Below are 17,776 nucleotides of genomic sequence, written 5' to 3'. Positions count from 1 at the left end.
TTCGGCGCACCGACCACGCAGAATCCGTTCTCCCGTCGGGTCTTTCAACCCAGCGGGACGGTGAGGATCGCGTCGGTGCCACCGGTGGCACCCGGGCGCAGTTCGAGTTCACCGGCCAGCTCGATCCGCACCAACGTGTGAACGATCTGCAGGCCCAGCCGATCGGATTGCCGCGGATCGAAGTCCGGGTCGATGCCGACTCCGTTGTCCTGCACGGTGATCACGAGTTCCCTTGTGCTCCTGAATGTGTCGATCAACACTCGACCTGATTGTTCTGGCGCAAAGCCGTGTTCGACGGCGTTCTGGATCAATTCGGTGAGCACCATCACCACCGGCATCGCCAGATCAGACTTGAGCACCCCGATTTTGCCGATTCGTCGCACGGTGACCGCAGTGCCGCCCGATGCCACGTCGGCCATCACGGGCACCAACTGGTCGATGACCACGTCGAGATCGACTTCCTCATCCACACTGCCCGAAAGCAGTTCGTGCACAAGGGCGATGGCTGCAACCCGCCTGACCGCCTCCCCCAAGGCCTGTCGGGCTTCATCATTGGTGGTGCGCCGCGCCTGCAGACGCAGCAGCGCGGACACACTCTGCAGATTGTTCTTGACGCGATGGTGGATCTCGCGGATCGTGGCGTCCTTGCTGATCAATGCGAGGTCGCGACGCTTCACCTCGGTGACGTCGCGCACCAGGATCACGGCTCCGACGAGTTCACCACGCGGTCGCAGGGGTACCGCCCGGATCAGGACGGTCGCGCGGCGGGCATCGGCCTCGATCCGCATCCCCGTTTCACCCTCGACCGCCGCCCGCAACATGGCGGCGGCTTCCTCGGACTCGAACGGATCGCTGAGCAGACTGACCGTCACCTCGGCGAGGTCGTTGCCGCTGAGCTCGGACGTCCAGCCCATGCGGTGATACGCCGACAGCGCGTTGGGGCTGGCGTATTGCACAACCCCACGCTCATCGACCCGGATGAAACCGTCGCCGGCCCGAGGTGTCGACAGTCCCCTCGGGTTGCCCTCGTTCTGAGGAAACGTCCCTTCGGACACCATCTGACACAGGTCGTACGCGCAGTCCTGGTAGGCGAGTTCCAGAGGGGACGGCATCCGCGGCTGGGTCAGATTGATCGCGCGAGCGAGGACCGCGACCACCGCACCCTCGAAACGAACGGGTACGGCTTCACGCCTGATCGCCACGGAACCGACCCACGTCGGATCTTCTTCGCGAAGGATTCGGCCATGCCCGAGGGATCCGAAGACCTGCGGGTTGTCTGCCTCTGAGATCAACGTGCCCACGCCATCGGCGGGGAAGACTGTAGGTGCGGTGTTGGGTCGACATTGGGCCACACAAACCATCTGGGGACCGGGAACGCCGGGCTCTCCATCAGCCGCATGCTGCGACAACACCCACATCTGGAAATCTGCGAACGACAGGTCGGCAAGCAATTGCCATTCGGCCACCACACGTTGCAGGTGTCCGCCTGCGGAGCCGGACAGTTCTGTGTGTTCCGCGAGCAACTCCGAAAGAGTCGACATCAGTGCCGAGCCCGTCTATCCGCCAAATGTCCCAGCGTCAGTTGTCGATGACCGCGATGAGGTCACCGGCCTGGATCACGTCTCCGACCTTGACCTTGACCACTGTGATCGTGCCTGCTTCTTCGGCCAGCACCGGGATCTCCATCTTCATGGACTCCAGCAAGACGAGCGTGTCACCGACTTCAACGGTCTGACCGGTACTGACAACCACCTCGAGAACGCTTGCAACGATTTCCGCCACAACTTCTTCTGCCATCGCCATCCTCCAGGTGTTCGGTTACGCCGGGTATCAACCTAGCGCAGCACCTTGCGCCCGGGCGATTCTGATCAACCGCCACACTCGTGTCACAATGGAGCGCTGTCGAAAGGAGACTGCCATGGGAAAGCGTGGACGCAAGAAGCGGGCTCGCAAGAAGAATGCGGCCAACCACGGCAAGCGCCCCAACGCCTGAGCGTTGAGGCCCTTACCGGGTTTGGATCCCTGGCAGATTCGTAAGTGAGGTTCTATCCCCGCGTTTCGCGGACGATGACCGTCTTTCGAATCTCCAGGGTCAACCGTTCCCGCAGTCCTTTGGGCGCCTGATCTCCGCCGCATTTGCGGCTCACCAGGGACTTCAATTGCTGCTCGATGCCGTAGTGCTCGAGGCACGGCGTGCAACCATCCAGATGTGACTGCAAGCGGGCTCGCGCATGCTGGTCACACTCGTTGTCAAGCAACAGCCAGACATCGGCGATGACCGCCGAGCAGTCGAGCTGCTGGGCCTCATCAAATTCTTGTTCGGCGTTCGACCCGCCGGCTACTTCTCCGGTACTCATCCGGCGACCTCCTGTTTGTGGCCGGATTGGCCATCGGCCGACCGGCCGGAAGTTCCTCTGTTGAATCCACGCTCGCGAGCCACGTCGCCGAGCAGTTCTCGCAGCTGTTTGCGGCCACGATGCAGTCGCGACATCACGGTCCCGATCGGGGTGTCCATGATCTGGGCGATTTCCTTGTACGGCAATCCCTCGACGTCCGCGTAGTAGACCGCCATCCGGAAATCTTCGGGGAGCGCCTGTAGCGCCGCCTTGATCTCGTCGTCGGGCAGTGCGTCGAGCGCCTCGATCTCCGCGGATCGCAGACCCTGCGACGTGTGCTCGGCCGTGGCGGCCAGCTGCCAGTCGGTGATCTCATCAGTCGGATACTGCGCAGGTTGACGCTGCTTCTTGCGGTACCCGTTGATGTAGGTGTTGGTCAGAATCCGGTATAGCCACGCCTTGAGATTGGTCCCCTCCTTGAACGACTGGAAGGCCGAGAAAGCCTTCACATACGTCTCCTGGACGAGATCCTCGGCATCGGCTGGGTTCCGCGTCATCCGTAGTGCACCGCCATACAACTGATCGAGCAACGGCAATGCATCACGCTCGAACCGCGCATAACGTTCTTCCGATGTCTCTGGGTTGACTTCGGGTGTTTCGGCTTCGGTCACGACAATCCCTTCGAGACCTGCGGGAAAATCAGGTCTGTCGAGCAAGCCTACCGACCCGGGCTGCTGCGAGTTGCTGTACACACCACACCTCCTTCAGCTGAGGTCAACAACGACTCGGAGCGACTTGTTCCAGACCGCATCTCTTTTGCCCACCATGGGCCGATGCTTGCCATCGATCACCCCGGTCTGATCTGAGAGAATCGACAGCCATGGCAGCGACCGCGGCGATCAGCGCTCTCGAAAAGGCCGGGGTACGGCATCAGGTCCACAAATACGAGACCCGATCCGATGGCGACTGGGGTCCCGAAGCCGCCGAACACCTGCGGATATCGATCGGCGCCGAGCCCGAGCAGATCTTCAAGACGCTGGTGATCGACGTCGGTGGCACATTGGCGGTGGCGGTCATCCCGGTACCCGAGCGGCTCTCCCCCAAAGCCGCGGCGAGCGCGCTGGGACTGAGCGGAAAGGCCGTCATGGCCGACCCGGCGGCGGTGGTGCGGGTCACCGGTTATGTCCTCGGCGGGGTTTCTCCGGTCGGGCAGAAGAAACCGCTGCCGACGGTCATCGACGAAACCGTCGACCTGTGGGATTCGGTGTTCTGTAGCGGCGGCAAACGGGGACTGGAGATCGAACTCGCCCCGGCCGACCTGGTCGCCGTCACCGGCGCGGTGGTCGCGGACGTCCTCTCCTGAGGGCGGCGCCTTTAGGACTGCTCTTGCCTGCGACGGTCGTAGCCTTCGCGGGCTTCGAAGACCTCGTCCATGTGTGTCTCGGCCCAGTCCTTCACCCCACGCATCAGCTCTCGGAGCGAAAGACCCAGCTGCGTCAGCGAATAGTCGACTCGCACTGGAACACTCACCGTCACCTCCCGCGTGAGGAGTCCATCGCGTTCAAGGACGATGTCGATGAACTGCACCACCACGGTGCCACCACCGTGGCGACCGCCGTCGCCGATCTGGCCGGCATGCGCTTCGATGCCGTCTTCGACCCGGCCGGGGTCGGTGCCCGGCCGCTGGCTGCTCCGGGCCTGATCCTCAGAGCCACGCCAGCTGACGCAGACGCACCCAGTCGATCGGGCGCTTGGGTGGCCTGACGCCGGGGCGGTTCCGTGGCACGCGAACCCGCAGGGCCTGCGGACTGATCGTGCACCGCACCGGGGTCGAGAGGATGAGCGCCTCCCCGTCGACCCCGACCGGGATCTGCGGCTGGTCGGCGTCGACGACCACTTCGGACCCGGTGTGCTGCGTCAGACCGTGTTGCCGTGTCCGGCGCAGCAGACCCACCGCCTGCAGGGTGCTGCTCACCGACACCACGACGATCCCGAGGGTGCCGGTGTCCAGGCGGGGCCTGCGGCCGAGGCCGGCCAGATCGTGAATCTCGTAGGCGCCGTTGCTGACCAGGACGGCCTGCGGCTCGGTGATGGTCACATCGTCCGTACGGACGAGCAGACGTGGACCGCGGGAGCCGGAGATCAGATCCGGGAGCATCGCCAGCATCGTGCCGGTCTTGTCATCGCGATATGCCGGGCTCTGCACCACCTCGGCATAAGCACCGAAGGACGCGTTGTTGACGAATGTTCTGCCGTTGACCGAGCCGAGGTCGACCCTGACCTCCACCCCATCGGTGAGCGCCTCGAGGCAGGTGGACGGATCGTCGCGGTCCAGGCCGAGGTCGAGCGCGAAGTGGTTGCGGGTTCCGGCGCTGATCACCAGGAACGGCAGGTCGTGTTCGGCCGCGATACCGGCCACCAACGCCTGGGTGCCATCGCCGCCTGCCACCCCGAGCAGGTCGGCGCCGCGCTCGACCGCCTGCCGGGTCAGTGCCGCGATGTCAATCATTTCGGGACCGTCGAGCATGGCCACCTCGACACCCAATGCCTGCGCACGCCTTTGCAATTCGAACTTCTCCACTTTGCCGCCACCCGACCGCGGATTCATCACCACAAACGGATGCTTCGGCGGCGGGACATCACGCTCGGGCATCTTCCAGTCGTCACGGTCGCGGACCAGCGCGGCGCGGGCACAGCCGCCGGCCAGCAGCGCGAGGGCCAGCACCACCAGCACCACCCACAGAAGATGTTCGCTGATGAGGAAGATCAGCAACACGATCGGGATCACGACCGAAATCGCAAGCGCCAGCCACCGGATCCGGCCGCGTACGGCGAGGAACCAGAAGACCGCGGCAAGGCCGATCACCAGCGCACCCACCGTCGCCATGAACACGATCAGGGTCTTGAAGCCGGCGAACACAACCAGCACGACCGCCGCGGCGACCACTGCCGCCAGGGCAGCCCGCGCCAGCCACTGCTCACGAAGGGTCTCGGCATCGACCTTCGGCTCCGGCTTCTCGTGTTCGTGTGCCATTGCGCCCCGTTCAGTTGGGTGTTCGTGGGTATTTCGCCTCGTACTCGCTTTTGGTGATCTCTTGTCGGGCACGACGTTTGCCCCCGATCAGATCTCCGTCGATGCCGTTGGTGGTCAGCAGGTGTCTGCGATAGATGCTCATCAACGCGATCTCGAAGTACACCAGCGGAATGAGCAACAGCGCAATCATTCCGAGGCGATACATCACCGGTCCTGGCACAAACGAGAAGGCGATGAAGATCGGCAGGAACGGCAAGACCCCGCGGATGATGTAGCGGCGCATACATCCCGGACCGGTGACGTCCCGGATCACCCAGTCCCGCATCGAGGCAGGCAGTGGTCGGCCGAGTAGGTACTTGATCACCTGGATTGGGTTGGGACGGACCTTGTCGCCGCTCACACCGGCTCGATGAGATCGGCGCGGTTGTTGCGAACGCTGTTGACATCGGTCGACACCCGATACGGCACCAGTACAGGCTCCGGAAGGGCTTCGAGCAGATCCTTTGCCACCGAGGGCTTTCCGCTCGTGCAGTCGAGCCAGTCGTCACGCAGATCCGGTGTGACGATCACCGGGGTGCGGTCGTGTATGTGGCCGAGCGCGTCGGTTGCCGGACGGGTGATCACCGTGGTGGTCCACAGCCAGCGATCCGGATCATCCTTCGCCTTGCCCGGGTCGGGCCACAGTTCGTAGAGGCCGGCGAATCCCAGAATCGGGGTGTCGGGATCGTGCAGAAAGTAGGGCAACTTCTTTCCTTCCGGGTCCTTCGTCCATTCGAAGAAACCGGCAGCAGGAAGGATGCACCGGCGCCGGGCCGCGGCCGCCTTGAAGGAAGGCTTCTCGGTCAGCGTCTCCGAGCGTGCGTTGATCATCCGGCTGCCGATCCCCGGATCTTTCGCCCAACTCGGAACGAGCCCCCATCGCAGCGCGCGCAACGCTCGGATGACCTCGGGCTCGGCGTCTTCTTGGCTGTCGGGATCGGGGCGCGATGGCCGTTCCAGGATCACCGGCACCGATTGGGTGGGTGCAACGTTGTAGGAAGCGCTCTCGAGTTTGCTTGCGTCGTCCTCCGCCAACGCGGCATCAAATGCCGCAACCAGATCCGAAGTACTCGCCGTTGTTGCATATCGCCCACACATGGCGGTCATTATCCACCCAACCGGCCAGGAGCCACATGAATCGAACCCGCCCCCGGTGGTCACCAGGGGCGGTACGCATCGTTCGAGCTTGTCGGGGTCGATGACTATTGCGCCGCAGCGTCTTGCACAACCGCGATCTGCTTGTTGAGCAAATCGACCAGGAATGCCTCGTCCGAGTTGTTCCAGCTCGCGGCATTCTCACCGGTGAGGGTGATCTGAACGCTCACCGTGGTGCCATCGACGTAAGCACCGGTGGAACGAATCGTGATCGGAACAGTCTGATCACCCACCGTTGCCGTACCCGTACTGATGATGGTTTTGGCCGGAACCGTCGAACCTTCGACGTCCTCCACCGAGTTCTCCATCTCGGCAACAAGCTCGGTGCCGTCGTCGAGCGGGCCCCGCATGGTCATGGCCGGGCAGGCATCGACCTGACTCGCGACGGTCTCGAGGTCGCTGGTCTCGCCCAGGATCACCTGGGTCTCGATGGAGGTGCCGTCTTCCATGTCGAAGTCGACCCGAGCGCGGTCGTAGTCGTCGGTGCCGTCTTCTTCCTCGACGATCGCGGCACAATTGGCCGGTGTGACCTCGGGGTCGCTCGACTTGTCCGCGTCGATGGCGGCCTTGTCGAGGACGACGTACTCGCCGGTGCCCGGGAAGTCCGATTCGGGCAGCATCAGATCTTCGACGCGGACGTCGAGCTGCGCCGCTGTGGCTTCCGCAGAGGTCGACTCCGCGGCACTCGTGGTGGAGTCGGCGCTGTCGTTCGAGTCATCCGAACAGGCCGACAATGTCAAAAGCGCTGCCGCGCAGAGCGCAACGACTGCTCCGCTGCGTGAAAGTCTCATGTTCATGGATCGAACATAGCGACCAAAAAGGCCCCCCGACACCTGTTGTCCGTTAATTGACCGACCGCAGGATCGGCCTGGATCCAGTCCAGGTGAACAGGGGAACAGCGGGTCGCGAGCAACATGAAAGACTGTCTGGGTGACTGCATGGAACGCACCGTTCGCGCCCGACCCGTTACAGGCGACGGTGACGCTGCCCGGGAGCAAGTCGATCACCAACCGCGCACTGGTCCTCGCAGCCCAGGCCGACGGGCCGTCCACCCTGTCCGGAACGCTCCGCAGCCGCGACACCGACCTGATGCTCGAGGCACTTTCCGCCCTCGGGGTCGCTGTCGAGGCCGCCTCGGACGACCCGACAACGGTGACCATCACACCGGCACCGATGCATTCGGCGACCATCGACTGCGGTCTGGCCGGAACTGTCATGCGCTTCGTGCCGCCGATGGCCGCATCAGCCAGTGGGCCAGTACATTTCGACGGTGATGAGCAGGCCCGGTCGCGGCCGCTTCACACCATTCTCGATGCGCTGCGCGACCTCGGCGTCCGGGTCGACGGCAACGCGCTGCCGTTCACCGTCGAAGCCACCGGATCAGTACGCGGCGGAGCCGTCACCATCGATGCGTCGGCTTCCTCACAATTCGTCTCCGGGCTCCTCCTGGCCGGTGCCGGCTTCACCGAAGGCATCACGATCACCCATTCGGGCAAACCCGTCCCGTCGATGCCCCACATCGAGATGACCATCGAGATGCTCGCGGCAGCCGGCGTTGTCGTGGACACCTCGGTCCCCGACCGCTGGCACATCGATCCGGCACCGGTTCACGCGGTGGACTGGCAGATCGAACCCGACCTGTCGAACGCGGCGGCTTTCCTCGCCGCCGCTGCGGTGACCGGCGGAAGCGTCAGCGTCCCACGGTGGCCGAGCGTCACCACGCAGCCAGGAGCCGCGATCGTCGGCATTCTCGAGGCGATGGGCGCTCGCGCCGACCTGACCAACGGGCTGCTCACCGTCACCGGACCCCAAGCGCTGCAAGGTATCACCTGGGATATGAGCGCCATCGGAGAGTTGACCCCGACGGTTGCCGCGATGTGCGCACTGGCCGAGGGCACCTCGACACTGTCCGGTGTGGCACACCTTCGCGGACACGAAACCGACCGTCTTCATGCGCTGCGCACCGAGATCAATCGCCTCGGCGGGGCCTGCCGGGAAACCGACGACGGGCTGATCATCGAGCCGGCACCATTGCACGGCGGCCTCTGGCAGTCGTACGCAGATCACCGGATGGCAACCGCGGGAGCGTTGATCGGGCTGGTCACCAAGGATGTCGATGTCGACGACATCGAGACCACTGCCAAGACCCTGCCCGACTTTCCGGCTATGTGGGCAAGGATGATCAGCGCTTGAGCAAACGGGAGTACGACGAAACCGATGTCCGGGTGCGCCCGGGCCGGAGCAGTCGACCACGCACCAAAACCCGGCCCACCCACGACGACGCGGCCACCGCGATGGTGGTCTCCGTCGACCGGGGCCGTTGGGGTTGTGTACTCCAGGACAACCAGGACATCCGCGTTGTCTGCATGCGGGCCCGTGAACTCGGCCGGACCCCGATCGTCGTCGGCGACGATGTGTCGGTCGTCGGTGACCTGTCGGGTAAACCGGACACCCTGGCCCGGATCGTTCGGGTCGCGCCCCGGCGAACCGTGTTGCGGCGCACTGCAGATGACACCGACCCGTATGAACGGATCGTGGTGGCCAACGCCGATCAACTGCTGATCGTCACAGCCCTGGCCGATCCGCCGCCGCGCACCGGATTTGTCGAACGCGCCTTGGCCGCAGCCTATGTCGGCGGACTGCAACCGGTCCTATGTCTGACGAAGAGCGACCTGGCCGACCCGGAATCATTCCGCTCATCGTTTGCCGACCTGGATCTACCGGTACTCCTCGCCGGTCGTGACGACCCCCTGGAGCCGGCGCAAAAACTCCTCGCGGGCAAGGTCACCGCACTCATCGGCCACAGCGGCGTCGGCAAGTCGACCTTGGTGAATCGTCTTGTGCCCGACGCCTATCGGGCCACGGCAGTGGTGTCCGGTGTCGGCAAGGGACGGCACACGTCCACCCAGTCGGTGGTCCTGCCACTACCCGGTGGCGGGTGGGTGGTGGACACCCCCGGCATCAGATCGTTCGGCCTGGCGCACATCGGTCCCGAAGACGTGATCAAGGCGTTCGACGATCTCAGCGAGACCATCAAGGACTGTCCACGCGGTTGCACCCACCTCGGACCGCCTGCCGATCCCGAGTGCGCCCTCGACTCCCTGACCGGCCAGCACCATCGACGGGCCATGGCCGTACGCGAACTCATCGCCGCGCTCAGCGTCGCCAATCACTGGGACTAACCGGCAACCCGGAATCACCTGGTTCGCAAGGTCTTTCGACGCGCTTTGACCTCGGCGATCGCGGTCTTCAAGCCCTCACGCTTGCCTTCGCCCGCCGCCACGATCCGCTTTCCGCGGTCGGCCGCGGCCGCCCGCAGACCGGCGAACTTCTTTTCCGAGGCCGTTTCCGGTGCGTCATCGGCAGTGGCGGTCAGGTACTTGTCCGGCAACGACAGCTTCGCGATCGTCCGGAATGTCTGCCAGTACTGCACCAGGATCGGACCCGTGGTGTACGGCAGGTCGTACTTCTCGCACAACTGCCGAACCCGGACCGAGATGTCGGCGTACCGGTTGGACGGCAGGTCGGGAAAGAGGTGGTGCTCGATCTGGTAGCAGAGGTTGCCACTCATGAACGCCATCGGACGCCCGGCGTTGAAATTCGCTGATCCGAGCATCTGACGCAGGTACCACTGCCCCTGCGTCTCATCGGCAATCGACTCCTCGGTGAACTTCTCTGCACCATCGGGGAAATGGCCGCAGAAGATCACCAGGTAGGCCCAGACGTTGCGGACCAGATTGGCGGTCAGGTTGGCGGTCAGCGTCTTTCGCGCCGCCTTGCCCGACAGCAACGGGAAGATCACAAAATCCTTGGCCATCTGCCGGATGATCTTCTTACCGAAGTCCTTGATCTGGGGAACCGCGATCTCCGCCGGCTTCTTACCCTCCAGATAGTCCTTCAGCTCGATATCATGCAGCCCGATCCCCCACTCGAAGGTCGCGGCCAAGAACAGGTTCGCCACAACCTGATAGGAGTGCTTCGGCTGCCATTCCTCGTCGCGGGTGACCCGCAGCAGTTGGTAGCCGATGTCGTGATCCATGTCCATCACGTTGGTGTACTTGTGATGAATGTAGTTGTGGGAGTGCTTCCAGTGGCCCGAATAACACACCATGTCCCATTCCCAGGACGTGGAGTGGACCTCGGGATCATTCATCCAATCCCACTGGCCATGCATGATGTTGTGGCCGAGTTCCATGTTCTCGATGATCTTTGCCGCCGAGAGAAGCGCCGTGCCCGACCACCAGAAGAACCGGTTGCGGCTGCCCAGCAACGCAATCCGGCCACTGACCTCGAGGACACGCTGAGCCAGGATGGTGCGTCGAAGATAGGTGGCATCGCGTAGTCCGCGGTCGGATTCGATCTCTCGGCGCAGCGCATCGAGCTCAGCGCCCAGTGCTTCCACATCCGACTCGGTCAGATGCGTGTATTCGTTGATATCAGTGATTGCCATCGCGCCTGGTAACTCCTTGGTGGCGTTGATCCTCGGGCCGGGTGAGCGCTGAGCTCACGGCCAACCGCCATTGTTGTCCTTCTCCAGAGTACGGTGTTCGGGCGTCGGAAGCCGATCAGGCAGCCCGTGCCCGCGCATCTTTCGACTGGCGCTGACCGCCGAGTGTTGCCACAGATGAACGCCGCCGACGAAGTTTGCCGATCGCGGTGCGCAGACCTTTCCGACGACCGGTGGCCGGATCAACCGTCGTGGCAAGCCGCTGCTCGGGATCGGACTTGAAGCGTCGCTCCGATGCCGTCTCGGGGGCGTCGTCGACGGTTCCCTTCAGGTACTTGTTCGGCAGCGACAACTTCGCGATTGTCCGCCAGGACTTCGCGTACTGCAGGAGGAACGGCCCGGTGGTGTACGGCAGGTCGTATTTGTCGCACAGAGCGCGGACGCGGACGGCGATCTCTGCGTACCGATTGGATGGCAGGTCGGGAAACAGGTGGTGCTCGATCTGGTAGCTGAGGTTGCCGCTCATGAACGCCAGCGGCTTGCCGCAGTTGAAGTTCGCGCTGCCCAGCATCTGCCGCAGGTACCAGTGGGCCTGTGACTCGTCTTCGAGATCCTGCTTCGTGAACTTTTCGGCCCCATCGGGGAAATGTCCACAGAAGATGACCGCGTTGGTCCAGATGTTGCGAATCGTGTTGGCTGCAAACGTCGCGGTGATCGCCCGGGCCCAGCTCGTGCGCGAACGCGTCACCGCACCGACGAGCGCCGGGTACACCACATAATCCTTGCCGACCTGCCTGCCGACCTTGATACCGACGTCGCGCAGATCCTTCTTGAAGGCGTCCTTGTTCGGATGCTTACCCGCGGCCGCACGTCCGAGCTCCAGGTGCTGCACCGCAACGCCGTACTGGAAGAACAGCATCAGCAGGGTGTTGTAGGCGATGTTGCCGAGATTGAAGGGCTTCCAGCGCTGATCGCGCGTCACCCGGATCAGGCCGTAGCCCACGTCGTCATCCATACCGAGCACGTTGGTGTACTTGTGATGGATGTAGTTGTGGGTGTGCTTCCAGTGCGCGGATGGACCGGTGTTGTCCCATTCCCATCCGGTGGAGTGCACCTCGGGATCGTTCATCCAATCCCACTGTCCGTGCATCACATTGTGGCCGAGCTCCATGTTCTCGACGATCTTGGAGACACCGAGCACTCCGGCACCGAGCGCCCAGACCTTTCGGTTGGCGGCGCCGAACAGCAGCGCACGCCCCGAAAGTTCCAGCCCGCGCTGGAATCGGATGGCGTTGCGAATGTATGTGGCGTCACGTTCACCGCGCTCGTTCTCGATGTCGCGCCGGATGGTGTCGAGTTCGCGGCCAAGCGCCTCGACGTCGGCGTCGGTCAGGTGTGCGTACTCCGGGATATCGGTAATTGCCACCGCTTCGAACCTCTCGTCGGGGGTAATAATCCGAGGTCAGTGCTAACGACAACCAACCTACGGACACGTAACTTACGCAATCGTAGGTTACGTCCCGGGAGGTGTCCAGAGGTGGGTGAGACTGATCTCACCTGGCTTCGGATGGGCGGAAAACGGGTCGCCCGGGCTATGCTGATTGGGTACTTCGCGCAAGATGCGCGGAACCGTCGTGGAACTGCTTCCTCGTGACGTGGCCCCCAGGGAAACCCGGACCACACTCATTGCGAGTTGATCAACCCCACTGAGCTATTCACACGGCGATCGTTACTGCCCACCGGCCTGCGGTGTCCGACTTCCGTCGGCCAGCAGATCAGGGCAGTCGCGCCACCCAGCGGTGAATCGTGCTCGAGACGCCGCGTAAATCAGAAACGTGATTCTTTGAATTCTGTATCTAGTCCTGCCACAACAACTTTTGCTGATCTCGGCGTACCCCCGAGCCTGGTCAAGTCGCTGACGGCCGGTGGCATCACCTCCCCCTTCCCCATCCAGGCAGACACCCTGCCCGACAGCCTTGCGGGCCGGGACGTACTCGGCCGCGGAAAGACCGGCAGCGGCAAGACGCTGGCCTTCGCCATCCCGCTCGTCGCTCGCCTCGCAGCCGGCTCGTCTGCCGGCGCAGGCCGCCCCCGTGGCCTGATCCTGGCTCCGACCCGTGAGCTGGCCACCCAGATCACCGCCGTGGTGCAGCCGATGGCCCAGGCCCTCGGCCTGACCGTGACCACCATCTTCGGTGGCGTCCCCCAGGGTCGCCAGGCTTCGGCACTGCGCGCCGGTGTCGACATCGTCGTGGCCTGCCCCGGCCGCCTCGAAGACCTCATGCGCCAGCGTCTCGTGCGTCTGGACCGGGTCGAGATCTCCATCCTCGACGAGGCCGATCACATGGCCGACCTGGGCTTTTTGCCCGGCGTGACCCGCATCCTGACCGCCACCCCTGAGGGCGGCCAGCGACTGCTGTTCTCGGCAACCCTCGACAACGGTGTCGACAAGCTGGTCAAGCGCTTCCTGAACCAGCCGGTCATGCACTCGGTAGACGAGGCCACCTCGCACGTCTCCGCGATGACCCACCACATCTATGAGGTCGCCGGCGCCGACGCCAAGAAGGGCGTCGTCTTCGCACTCGCCTCGGGCAAGGGCCGCCGGATCCTGTTCATGCGGACCAAGCACCAGGCCCGCAAGCTGGCCAAGCAGCTGACCGACGCCGGTATCCCCAGCGTCGACCTGCACGGCAACCTCTCGCAGGGTGCCCGCGACCGCAACCTTCTCGCGTTCTCCAGCGGAAAGGCGCGCGTCCTGGTCGCCACCGACGTCGCCGCCCGCGGTGTGCACGTCGATGACGTCGAACTCGTCGTCCACGTCGACCCGCCTGCCGAGCACAAGGCTTACCTGCACCGTTCGGGCCGTACCGCGCGCGCAGGCAGCGCCGGTGACGTCGTCACCCTGACACTGCCGGAGCAGCGCCGCGACATGTCGCAGCTGCTGCGCAAGGCCGCCATCAAGGCGACCCCGGTCAAGGTGACCGCAGACTCCGAGCTGCTCAAGACACTGGTCGGCGAGACCGCAGAACTGGTAACGCCGCCAGCAATCAGCTCGGTTCCCAACCGGTCGGCCAACGCTCCGGGCAGCCGGTCGGGCAATGGTCGCTCCTCGAACGCACCTCGCCGCGCACGCCCGACTGCGGACGGATCAGCTCCGTACGAGGGCCGCGGTCGCGGACAGAGCGCACGGTCACAGGCCGGACGCGCGGCAGCCGGCCATTCTGAAGGCGGCCGCAGTCGCGGATATGCCGGCTCCAGTGCCGGCGGATCGTCGCAGGGTGGACGTCGCAGCCCGTCTCGCTAGTCTCTAACCCAAAAAGGGGCACCAACCAGAAATGGTTGGTGCCCCTTTTTTGGTGGCCGGAGAGTTAGACCTCCAACGTGCAGTCTCCTGCAGCGACACTGATGCAGGTCTGAATACGTTCGCCCGCAACATGTTCGGCGCCGCTGCGCAAATCCCGGACAACGCCCTTGTCGAGCATCACAACACAGCTCTGGCAGATACCCATCCGGCAACCGAATGGCATCTGCACGCCGGCATCCTCACCGGCGGTCATCAACGTGGTCGCACCGTCGACGGTGGCGGTGCGCCCGGTCTTCGAGAATGTGACCGTGCCACCTTCGGCACCGACCTCACCACGCTCGAGGGCAAATCGCTCGATGTGCAGATGATCGCGCAACCCGGCCTGCGTCCACATCTGGGTCAGCGAATCCAGCAGCGCAGCCGGACCACATGCCCACGTCTGCCGCTGACCCCAATCGGGACACAGTGCGTCGAGCGCCTCCGGGTCGATCTTGCCCTCGACGCGCGTGCGCTGGATGTGCACTCGCAAGAGACCGTCGGCCTCGAACTGCTTGAGTTCGTCGGCGAACATCAGGTCCTTGTCGGTGGGCACCGAATGGATCAGCTGGACGTCGGTGTGCTGTTTGCGCGACGACATCGTCCGCAGCATCGACATGATCGGCGTGATGCCGCTGCCCGCGGTGACGAACAACAGTTTCTCGGGCAGTTCCGCCGGAAGGACGAACTCCCCCTGGGGCGCTGCCAGCCGCACCACCGTGCCGGGCGCAAGACCATTGACCAGGTGTCCGGACAGGAAACCCTCGGCCATCGCCTTCACCGTGATCGACACGACCTTGCCATGGGTGTCGGACGTGGTCTGCGGCACCGATGTCAGCGAATACGACCGCCAGGTCCAGCGGCCTTCGACCAGAATGCCGATGCCCATGTACTGCCCGGGGTGGTAGTCGAACGAGAATCCCCAGCCCGGCTTGATGACAAGTGTTGCCGAGTCGGCGGTTTCGGGCCGGACCTCGACGATCTTGCCGCGCAGTTCCCGCGCCGACCACAGCGGATTCGCCAGGTGCAGGTAATCATCGGGGAGCAACGGTGTGGTGACACGCGCCGCCGCGGCACGGACCAAGTTGACCGCCCGGCTACGGCTCGCGATATCGCGAACCGGCTCCTCGAATCGTTCACGCCAACCCATCAGGTGCCTCCATTCGACAAGCTACGGTCGAGCTCCGCCTTCGGCTTCGCATCGACTCATGGTCGAGCTCCGCCTTCGGCTTCGTCTCAGCTCAGATGCTGCTAACTTACGCTACCGTAGGTTAAGGTCCGGACACAGCGCGAGAGGCCGGGGTCACTGCGCAGGCAACGCGCTCAGAGAAGTTCCAGCAGGAACGGGAGCTCCTGGGTGGCGTACCAGCCCAGGTCGAAGTCTTCGACGTCGCCGATGGCCAGTTCTGCATCCTCGTCGCCCAGATCCGCGGCATCGACGACCTCCATGGCCCGCAGGACCTTCTCCTCGGCGTCGCTGCCGTCGACCAACAGGGATGCGACCGCCGAAAGCGGCACCACCCGAAAGGTTTTCACTACCGCGACATCGATATCGGGACGAAGCTTCACCTCGTCGACGTCGGCGGCGATCACCACTCGCCGGGGCGGAAGCGGCGTCGTCTCACCTGCCTCATCGTCCTTGTCGACGGAGCCGTCTTCGTCTTGCTCGGCGGAGCCGTCTTCGTCTTGCTCGGCGGCGAGCAGCCGGAGCGAGGCGCGCGCGGCCTCCCGGATCGCGGCCTCGGCAAGCTCCTCGTCGTCGCCGTCGAGATACGACTCGCGTAGCGCAGGTGTCAGTGCAAACGCCGTTCCTCCGACGGGCACGAACTCACCGGTGGTGTTCAGATCTGTCAGCATCGACAGGGTGGCGGGCAGATAGATTCTCATCGGGCCTTTCCAGGGTGTGAACTCGGTGGGGATGTCACCGTTGTGGGAGCAATTCTTCGAACGAGTCGGTGAGGTACTCGGCCATGGCACCGAGATCCCACATCACCCGGCGATCGGCGTTGAAACCGAAGCAGATTCGGCCGTTGTACGACGTGAGCCCGATCGCGAGGGCACGTTTGCGGACCAAGACCGGAACCGGATAAATGGCAAGGACCTCGTTGCCACCGAGGTATTGCGCCGAGCGTGGTCCGCGCGCAATGGTGACCGGCACGTTGAACGACCGGCGCGACAACGACGCCGCTGCCCGCGCACTCATCGCATGGAACGTCGCAGGCCCGATTTCCGGAATCCACGGTTCGACCGCAGCCGACCAGTTCCGGTTCGAATGCGAGTGCCGCTCCGCCAGCTGCGCGACCTGCGACAGTCGCACGGCCGGATTCGGTTCTCCCACTGGAAGGTCGGTGACAAATCCTTGTAGCCCGCCGACCATCCACGACGCCGACGACGACTCCCCCTGCGCATCGAGGTCCGAGTCGAACTCGGGTTCGTCCTCCCCTGCCGGGTAGGCCGACAGCGGCACCATGACACGCACGGTCTCCACCTGATCAACGGCCAGTGACCGCGAGAGCAGCCAGCGCCGGATCGCACCTGCGATGGCCGCCAGGAGCACATCATTGGGGGTACAACCGTGGCGCTCGGCGATGTCCACACAGTCCTCGGCCGAACAGGATGCCACGGTGAAACGACGGGTCGGGGCAGTGGCGCCGTTGAGTGGACTCGACGGCGCCGAGGTGGTGGCCATCTTCATCACCGATTCGACCCGGCGAAATGTACCGGACAGGGCCTGGCCGACAGACGCCAGCTGATTGGACGCCGCCCGCACCTGGTCGACCATCTCCCACGGCCGGGTCAGGACATCGGTGATCGCACCCACCACCAATTCGCCACTGCCCGGCTCCCGGTCGGGCAGCCACAGATCCTCGGGCATCGACGGCGACTCGCGGGTGTCGTCGACGATGATCTGATTGATCTCGAAGGCCTCGGACCCGTCGACCAGCGCGCGATGGGTCTTGGTCAGGATCGCCATCCGGCCATCGGACAGACCCTCGACCAGGTACATCTCCCACAGTGGCCGAGTGCGCTCGAGTGGACGCGACATCAGCCTGGCGACAAGGTCGTGGAGCTGATCGTCGGCGCCCGGACTCGGCAACGCAGAGCGGCGGACGTGATAGGTGATGTCGAACTCGTGGTCATCGACCCACACCGGACGGGCCAGACCGAGCGTGACCTCACGGATCTTCTTGCGGTACCGCGGAACCAGCTGCAACCGGCTCTCGACGGTACGCAGCAGCCCCTGGTAGTCCAGGCCCCCGGCGCGGCGCTCGAGGATAAGCAGCGAACCCACCTGGGTTGTCGAACCGCGGTCATCGAGGTAGTAGTACATCGAATCCTGAGGCGACAGCCGGTTCACAGGGCCAATCGTAACCGCCGCGTCCTCGCCCGGTCGCCGCGAACCACCCGCACAGTGCCGCCTACGC

Annotated in this window: 19 protein-coding genes; 5 read left to right on the top strand and 14 right to left on the bottom strand. The window is 64.2% G+C overall.

Going from position 1 to position 17,776, the window contains the following annotated elements; all coding sequences use genetic code 11:
• Positions 1-44: 44 nt before the first annotated feature.
• Together AC1TPF_RS09700 and AC1TPF_RS09695 are read right to left on the bottom strand one after the other, a co-directional pair.
• Positions 45-1,541, bottom strand: a complete 1,497-nt coding sequence (locus AC1TPF_RS09700) for a sensor histidine kinase (RefSeq protein WP_482135338.1) — start codon at positions 1,539-1,541, stop codon at positions 45-47.
• Positions 1,542-1,578: 37 nt separating this feature from the next.
• Positions 1,579-1,797, bottom strand: coding sequence for a biotin/lipoyl-binding carrier protein (locus AC1TPF_RS09695; RefSeq protein WP_482135339.1), 219 nt, complete (start codon positions 1,795-1,797; stop codon positions 1,579-1,581).
• Between the two features lie 121 nt (positions 1,798-1,918).
• On the opposite strand from AC1TPF_RS09695, the gene AC1TPF_RS09690 reads away from it, so the two are divergent.
• On the top strand, positions 1,919-1,993 hold the full coding sequence (locus AC1TPF_RS09690; protein ID WP_369758845.1) for a 50S ribosomal protein bL37: 75 nt from the start codon (positions 1,919-1,921) through the stop codon (positions 1,991-1,993).
• A 52-nt stretch (positions 1,994-2,045) separates the two neighbouring features.
• Here AC1TPF_RS09690 and rsrA read toward each other — a convergent pair whose 3' ends face one another.
• Both rsrA and AC1TPF_RS09680 read right to left on the bottom strand, forming a co-directional pair.
• Complete coding sequence (gene rsrA, locus AC1TPF_RS09685) at positions 2,046-2,357, bottom strand: mycothiol system anti-sigma-R factor (RefSeq protein ID WP_482135340.1); 312 nt, start codon at positions 2,355-2,357, stop codon at positions 2,046-2,048.
• Positions 2,354-3,088 carry a sigma-70 family RNA polymerase sigma factor gene (locus tag AC1TPF_RS09680; RefSeq protein ID WP_482135341.1) on the bottom strand — a complete coding sequence of 245 codons (735 nt, stop codon included), beginning with the start codon at positions 3,086-3,088 and terminating at the stop codon, positions 2,354-2,356. The genes rsrA and AC1TPF_RS09680 overlap by 4 nt, the downstream gene beginning before the upstream one ends.
• A gap of 128 nt (positions 3,089-3,216) precedes the next feature.
• Here AC1TPF_RS09680 and AC1TPF_RS09675 point away from each other — a divergent pair, with 128 nt between their 5' ends.
• Positions 3,217-3,699, top strand: coding sequence for an aminoacyl-tRNA deacylase (locus AC1TPF_RS09675; protein WP_482135342.1), 483 nt, complete (start codon positions 3,217-3,219; stop codon positions 3,697-3,699).
• An 11-nt stretch (positions 3,700-3,710) separates the two neighbouring features.
• Here AC1TPF_RS09675 and AC1TPF_RS09670 read toward each other — a convergent pair whose 3' ends face one another.
• From AC1TPF_RS09670 to AC1TPF_RS09650, 5 genes are all read right to left on the bottom strand, one after another.
• Positions 3,711-3,923: a winged helix-turn-helix transcriptional regulator gene (locus AC1TPF_RS09670; protein WP_482144068.1), complete on the bottom strand. Its 213-nt coding sequence runs from the start codon at positions 3,921-3,923 to the stop codon at positions 3,711-3,713.
• Positions 3,924-4,041: 118 nt separating this feature from the next.
• Entirely contained in the window at positions 4,042-5,370 is a 1,329-nt protein-coding gene (locus AC1TPF_RS09665) for a diacylglycerol/lipid kinase family protein (protein WP_482143636.1), read from the bottom strand.
• A 10-nt stretch (positions 5,371-5,380) separates the two neighbouring features.
• A complete protein-coding gene (locus AC1TPF_RS09660) occupies positions 5,381-5,770 on the bottom strand; it encodes a DUF5313 family protein (protein ID WP_482135345.1) in 390 nt (129 codons plus the stop codon).
• Entirely contained in the window at positions 5,767-6,507 is a 741-nt protein-coding gene (locus tag AC1TPF_RS09655; protein ID WP_482135346.1) for an SOS response-associated peptidase, read from the bottom strand. The genes AC1TPF_RS09660 and AC1TPF_RS09655 overlap by 4 nt, the downstream gene beginning before the upstream one ends.
• A gap of 104 nt (positions 6,508-6,611) precedes the next feature.
• Positions 6,612-7,361: a hypothetical protein gene (locus AC1TPF_RS09650; protein ID WP_482135347.1), complete on the bottom strand. Its 750-nt coding sequence runs from the start codon at positions 7,359-7,361 to the stop codon at positions 6,612-6,614.
• 133 nt (positions 7,362-7,494) lie between these two features.
• On the opposite strand from AC1TPF_RS09650, the gene aroA reads away from it, so the two are divergent.
• Both aroA and rsgA read left to right on the top strand, forming a co-directional pair.
• Positions 7,495-8,757, top strand: coding sequence for a 3-phosphoshikimate 1-carboxyvinyltransferase (gene aroA / locus AC1TPF_RS09645; RefSeq protein ID WP_482135348.1), 1,263 nt, complete (start codon positions 7,495-7,497; stop codon positions 8,755-8,757).
• On the top strand, positions 8,754-9,746 hold the full coding sequence (rsgA, locus tag AC1TPF_RS09640; RefSeq protein WP_482135349.1) for a ribosome small subunit-dependent GTPase A: 993 nt from the start codon (positions 8,754-8,756) through the stop codon (positions 9,744-9,746). The genes aroA and rsgA overlap by 4 nt, the downstream gene beginning before the upstream one ends.
• A gap of 14 nt (positions 9,747-9,760) precedes the next feature.
• Here rsgA and AC1TPF_RS09635 read toward each other — a convergent pair whose 3' ends face one another.
• Positions 9,761-11,014 (bottom strand): fatty acid desaturase family protein, encoded by a 1,254-nt coding sequence (locus tag AC1TPF_RS09635; protein WP_482135350.1) that lies wholly within the window; start codon positions 11,012-11,014, stop codon positions 9,761-9,763.
• A 115-nt stretch (positions 11,015-11,129) separates the two neighbouring features.
• Positions 11,130-12,437 carry a fatty acid desaturase family protein gene (locus tag AC1TPF_RS09630; protein WP_482135351.1) on the bottom strand — a complete coding sequence of 436 codons (1,308 nt, stop codon included), beginning with the start codon at positions 12,435-12,437 and terminating at the stop codon, positions 11,130-11,132.
• A gap of 417 nt (positions 12,438-12,854) precedes the next feature.
• On the opposite strand from AC1TPF_RS09630, the gene AC1TPF_RS09625 reads away from it, so the two are divergent.
• Positions 12,855-14,315 (top strand): DEAD/DEAH box helicase, encoded by a 1,461-nt coding sequence (locus AC1TPF_RS09625; protein WP_482135352.1) that lies wholly within the window; start codon positions 12,855-12,857, stop codon positions 14,313-14,315.
• A 64-nt stretch (positions 14,316-14,379) separates the two neighbouring features.
• Here AC1TPF_RS09625 and AC1TPF_RS09620 read toward each other — a convergent pair whose 3' ends face one another.
• The 3 genes from AC1TPF_RS09620 to AC1TPF_RS09610 form a co-directional block, all read right to left on the bottom strand.
• Positions 14,380-15,501 (bottom strand): ferredoxin reductase, encoded by a 1,122-nt coding sequence (locus tag AC1TPF_RS09620; protein ID WP_482135353.1) that lies wholly within the window; start codon positions 15,499-15,501, stop codon positions 14,380-14,382.
• Positions 15,502-15,674: 173 nt separating this feature from the next.
• Entirely contained in the window at positions 15,675-16,238 is a 564-nt protein-coding gene (locus AC1TPF_RS09615) for a DUF6912 family protein (RefSeq protein ID WP_482143634.1), read from the bottom strand.
• A 34-nt stretch (positions 16,239-16,272) separates the two neighbouring features.
• Positions 16,273-17,709, bottom strand: coding sequence for a wax ester/triacylglycerol synthase family O-acyltransferase (locus AC1TPF_RS09610; protein WP_482135355.1), 1,437 nt, complete (start codon positions 17,707-17,709; stop codon positions 16,273-16,275).
• Positions 17,710-17,776 lie beyond the last annotated feature (67 nt).

The sequence above is a fragment of the Williamsia sp. Y853 genome (genome assembly GCF_056786495.1).
Note: the sequence above shows the minus strand (reverse complement) of the source record. Positions and strands in the feature narration are given on the sequence as shown.

Coding starts and splice junctions, on each gene's coding strand:
- AC1TPF_RS09700 (WP_482135338.1), bottom strand. CDS start 1,541: ATGTCGACTCTTTCGGAGTTGCTCGCGGAACACACAGAACTGTCCGGC.
- AC1TPF_RS09675 (WP_482135342.1), top strand. CDS start 3,217: ATGGCAGCGACCGCGGCGATCAGCGCTCTCGAAAAGGCCGGGGTACGG.
- AC1TPF_RS09650 (WP_482135347.1), bottom strand. CDS start 7,361: ATGAACATGAGACTTTCACGCAGCGGAGCAGTCGTTGCGCTCTGCGCG.
- AC1TPF_RS09665 (WP_482143636.1), bottom strand. CDS start 5,370: ATGGCACACGAACACGAGAAGCCGGAGCCGAAGGTCGATGCCGAGACC.
- AC1TPF_RS09615 (WP_482143634.1), bottom strand. CDS start 16,238: ATGAGAATCTATCTGCCCGCCACCCTGTCGATGCTGACAGATCTGAAC.
- AC1TPF_RS09655 (WP_482135346.1), bottom strand. CDS start 6,507: ATGTGTGGGCGATATGCAACAACGGCGAGTACTTCGGATCTGGTTGCG.
- AC1TPF_RS09695 (WP_482135339.1), bottom strand. CDS start 1,797: ATGGCAGAAGAAGTTGTGGCGGAAATCGTTGCAAGCGTTCTCGAGGTG.
- AC1TPF_RS09635 (WP_482135350.1), bottom strand. CDS start 11,014: ATGGCAATCACTGATATCAACGAATACACGCATCTGACCGAGTCGGAT.
- rsrA (WP_482135340.1), bottom strand. CDS start 2,357: ATGAGTACCGGAGAAGTAGCCGGCGGGTCGAACGCCGAACAAGAATTT.
- AC1TPF_RS09620 (WP_482135353.1), bottom strand. CDS start 15,501: ATGGGTTGGCGTGAACGATTCGAGGAGCCGGTTCGCGATATCGCGAGC.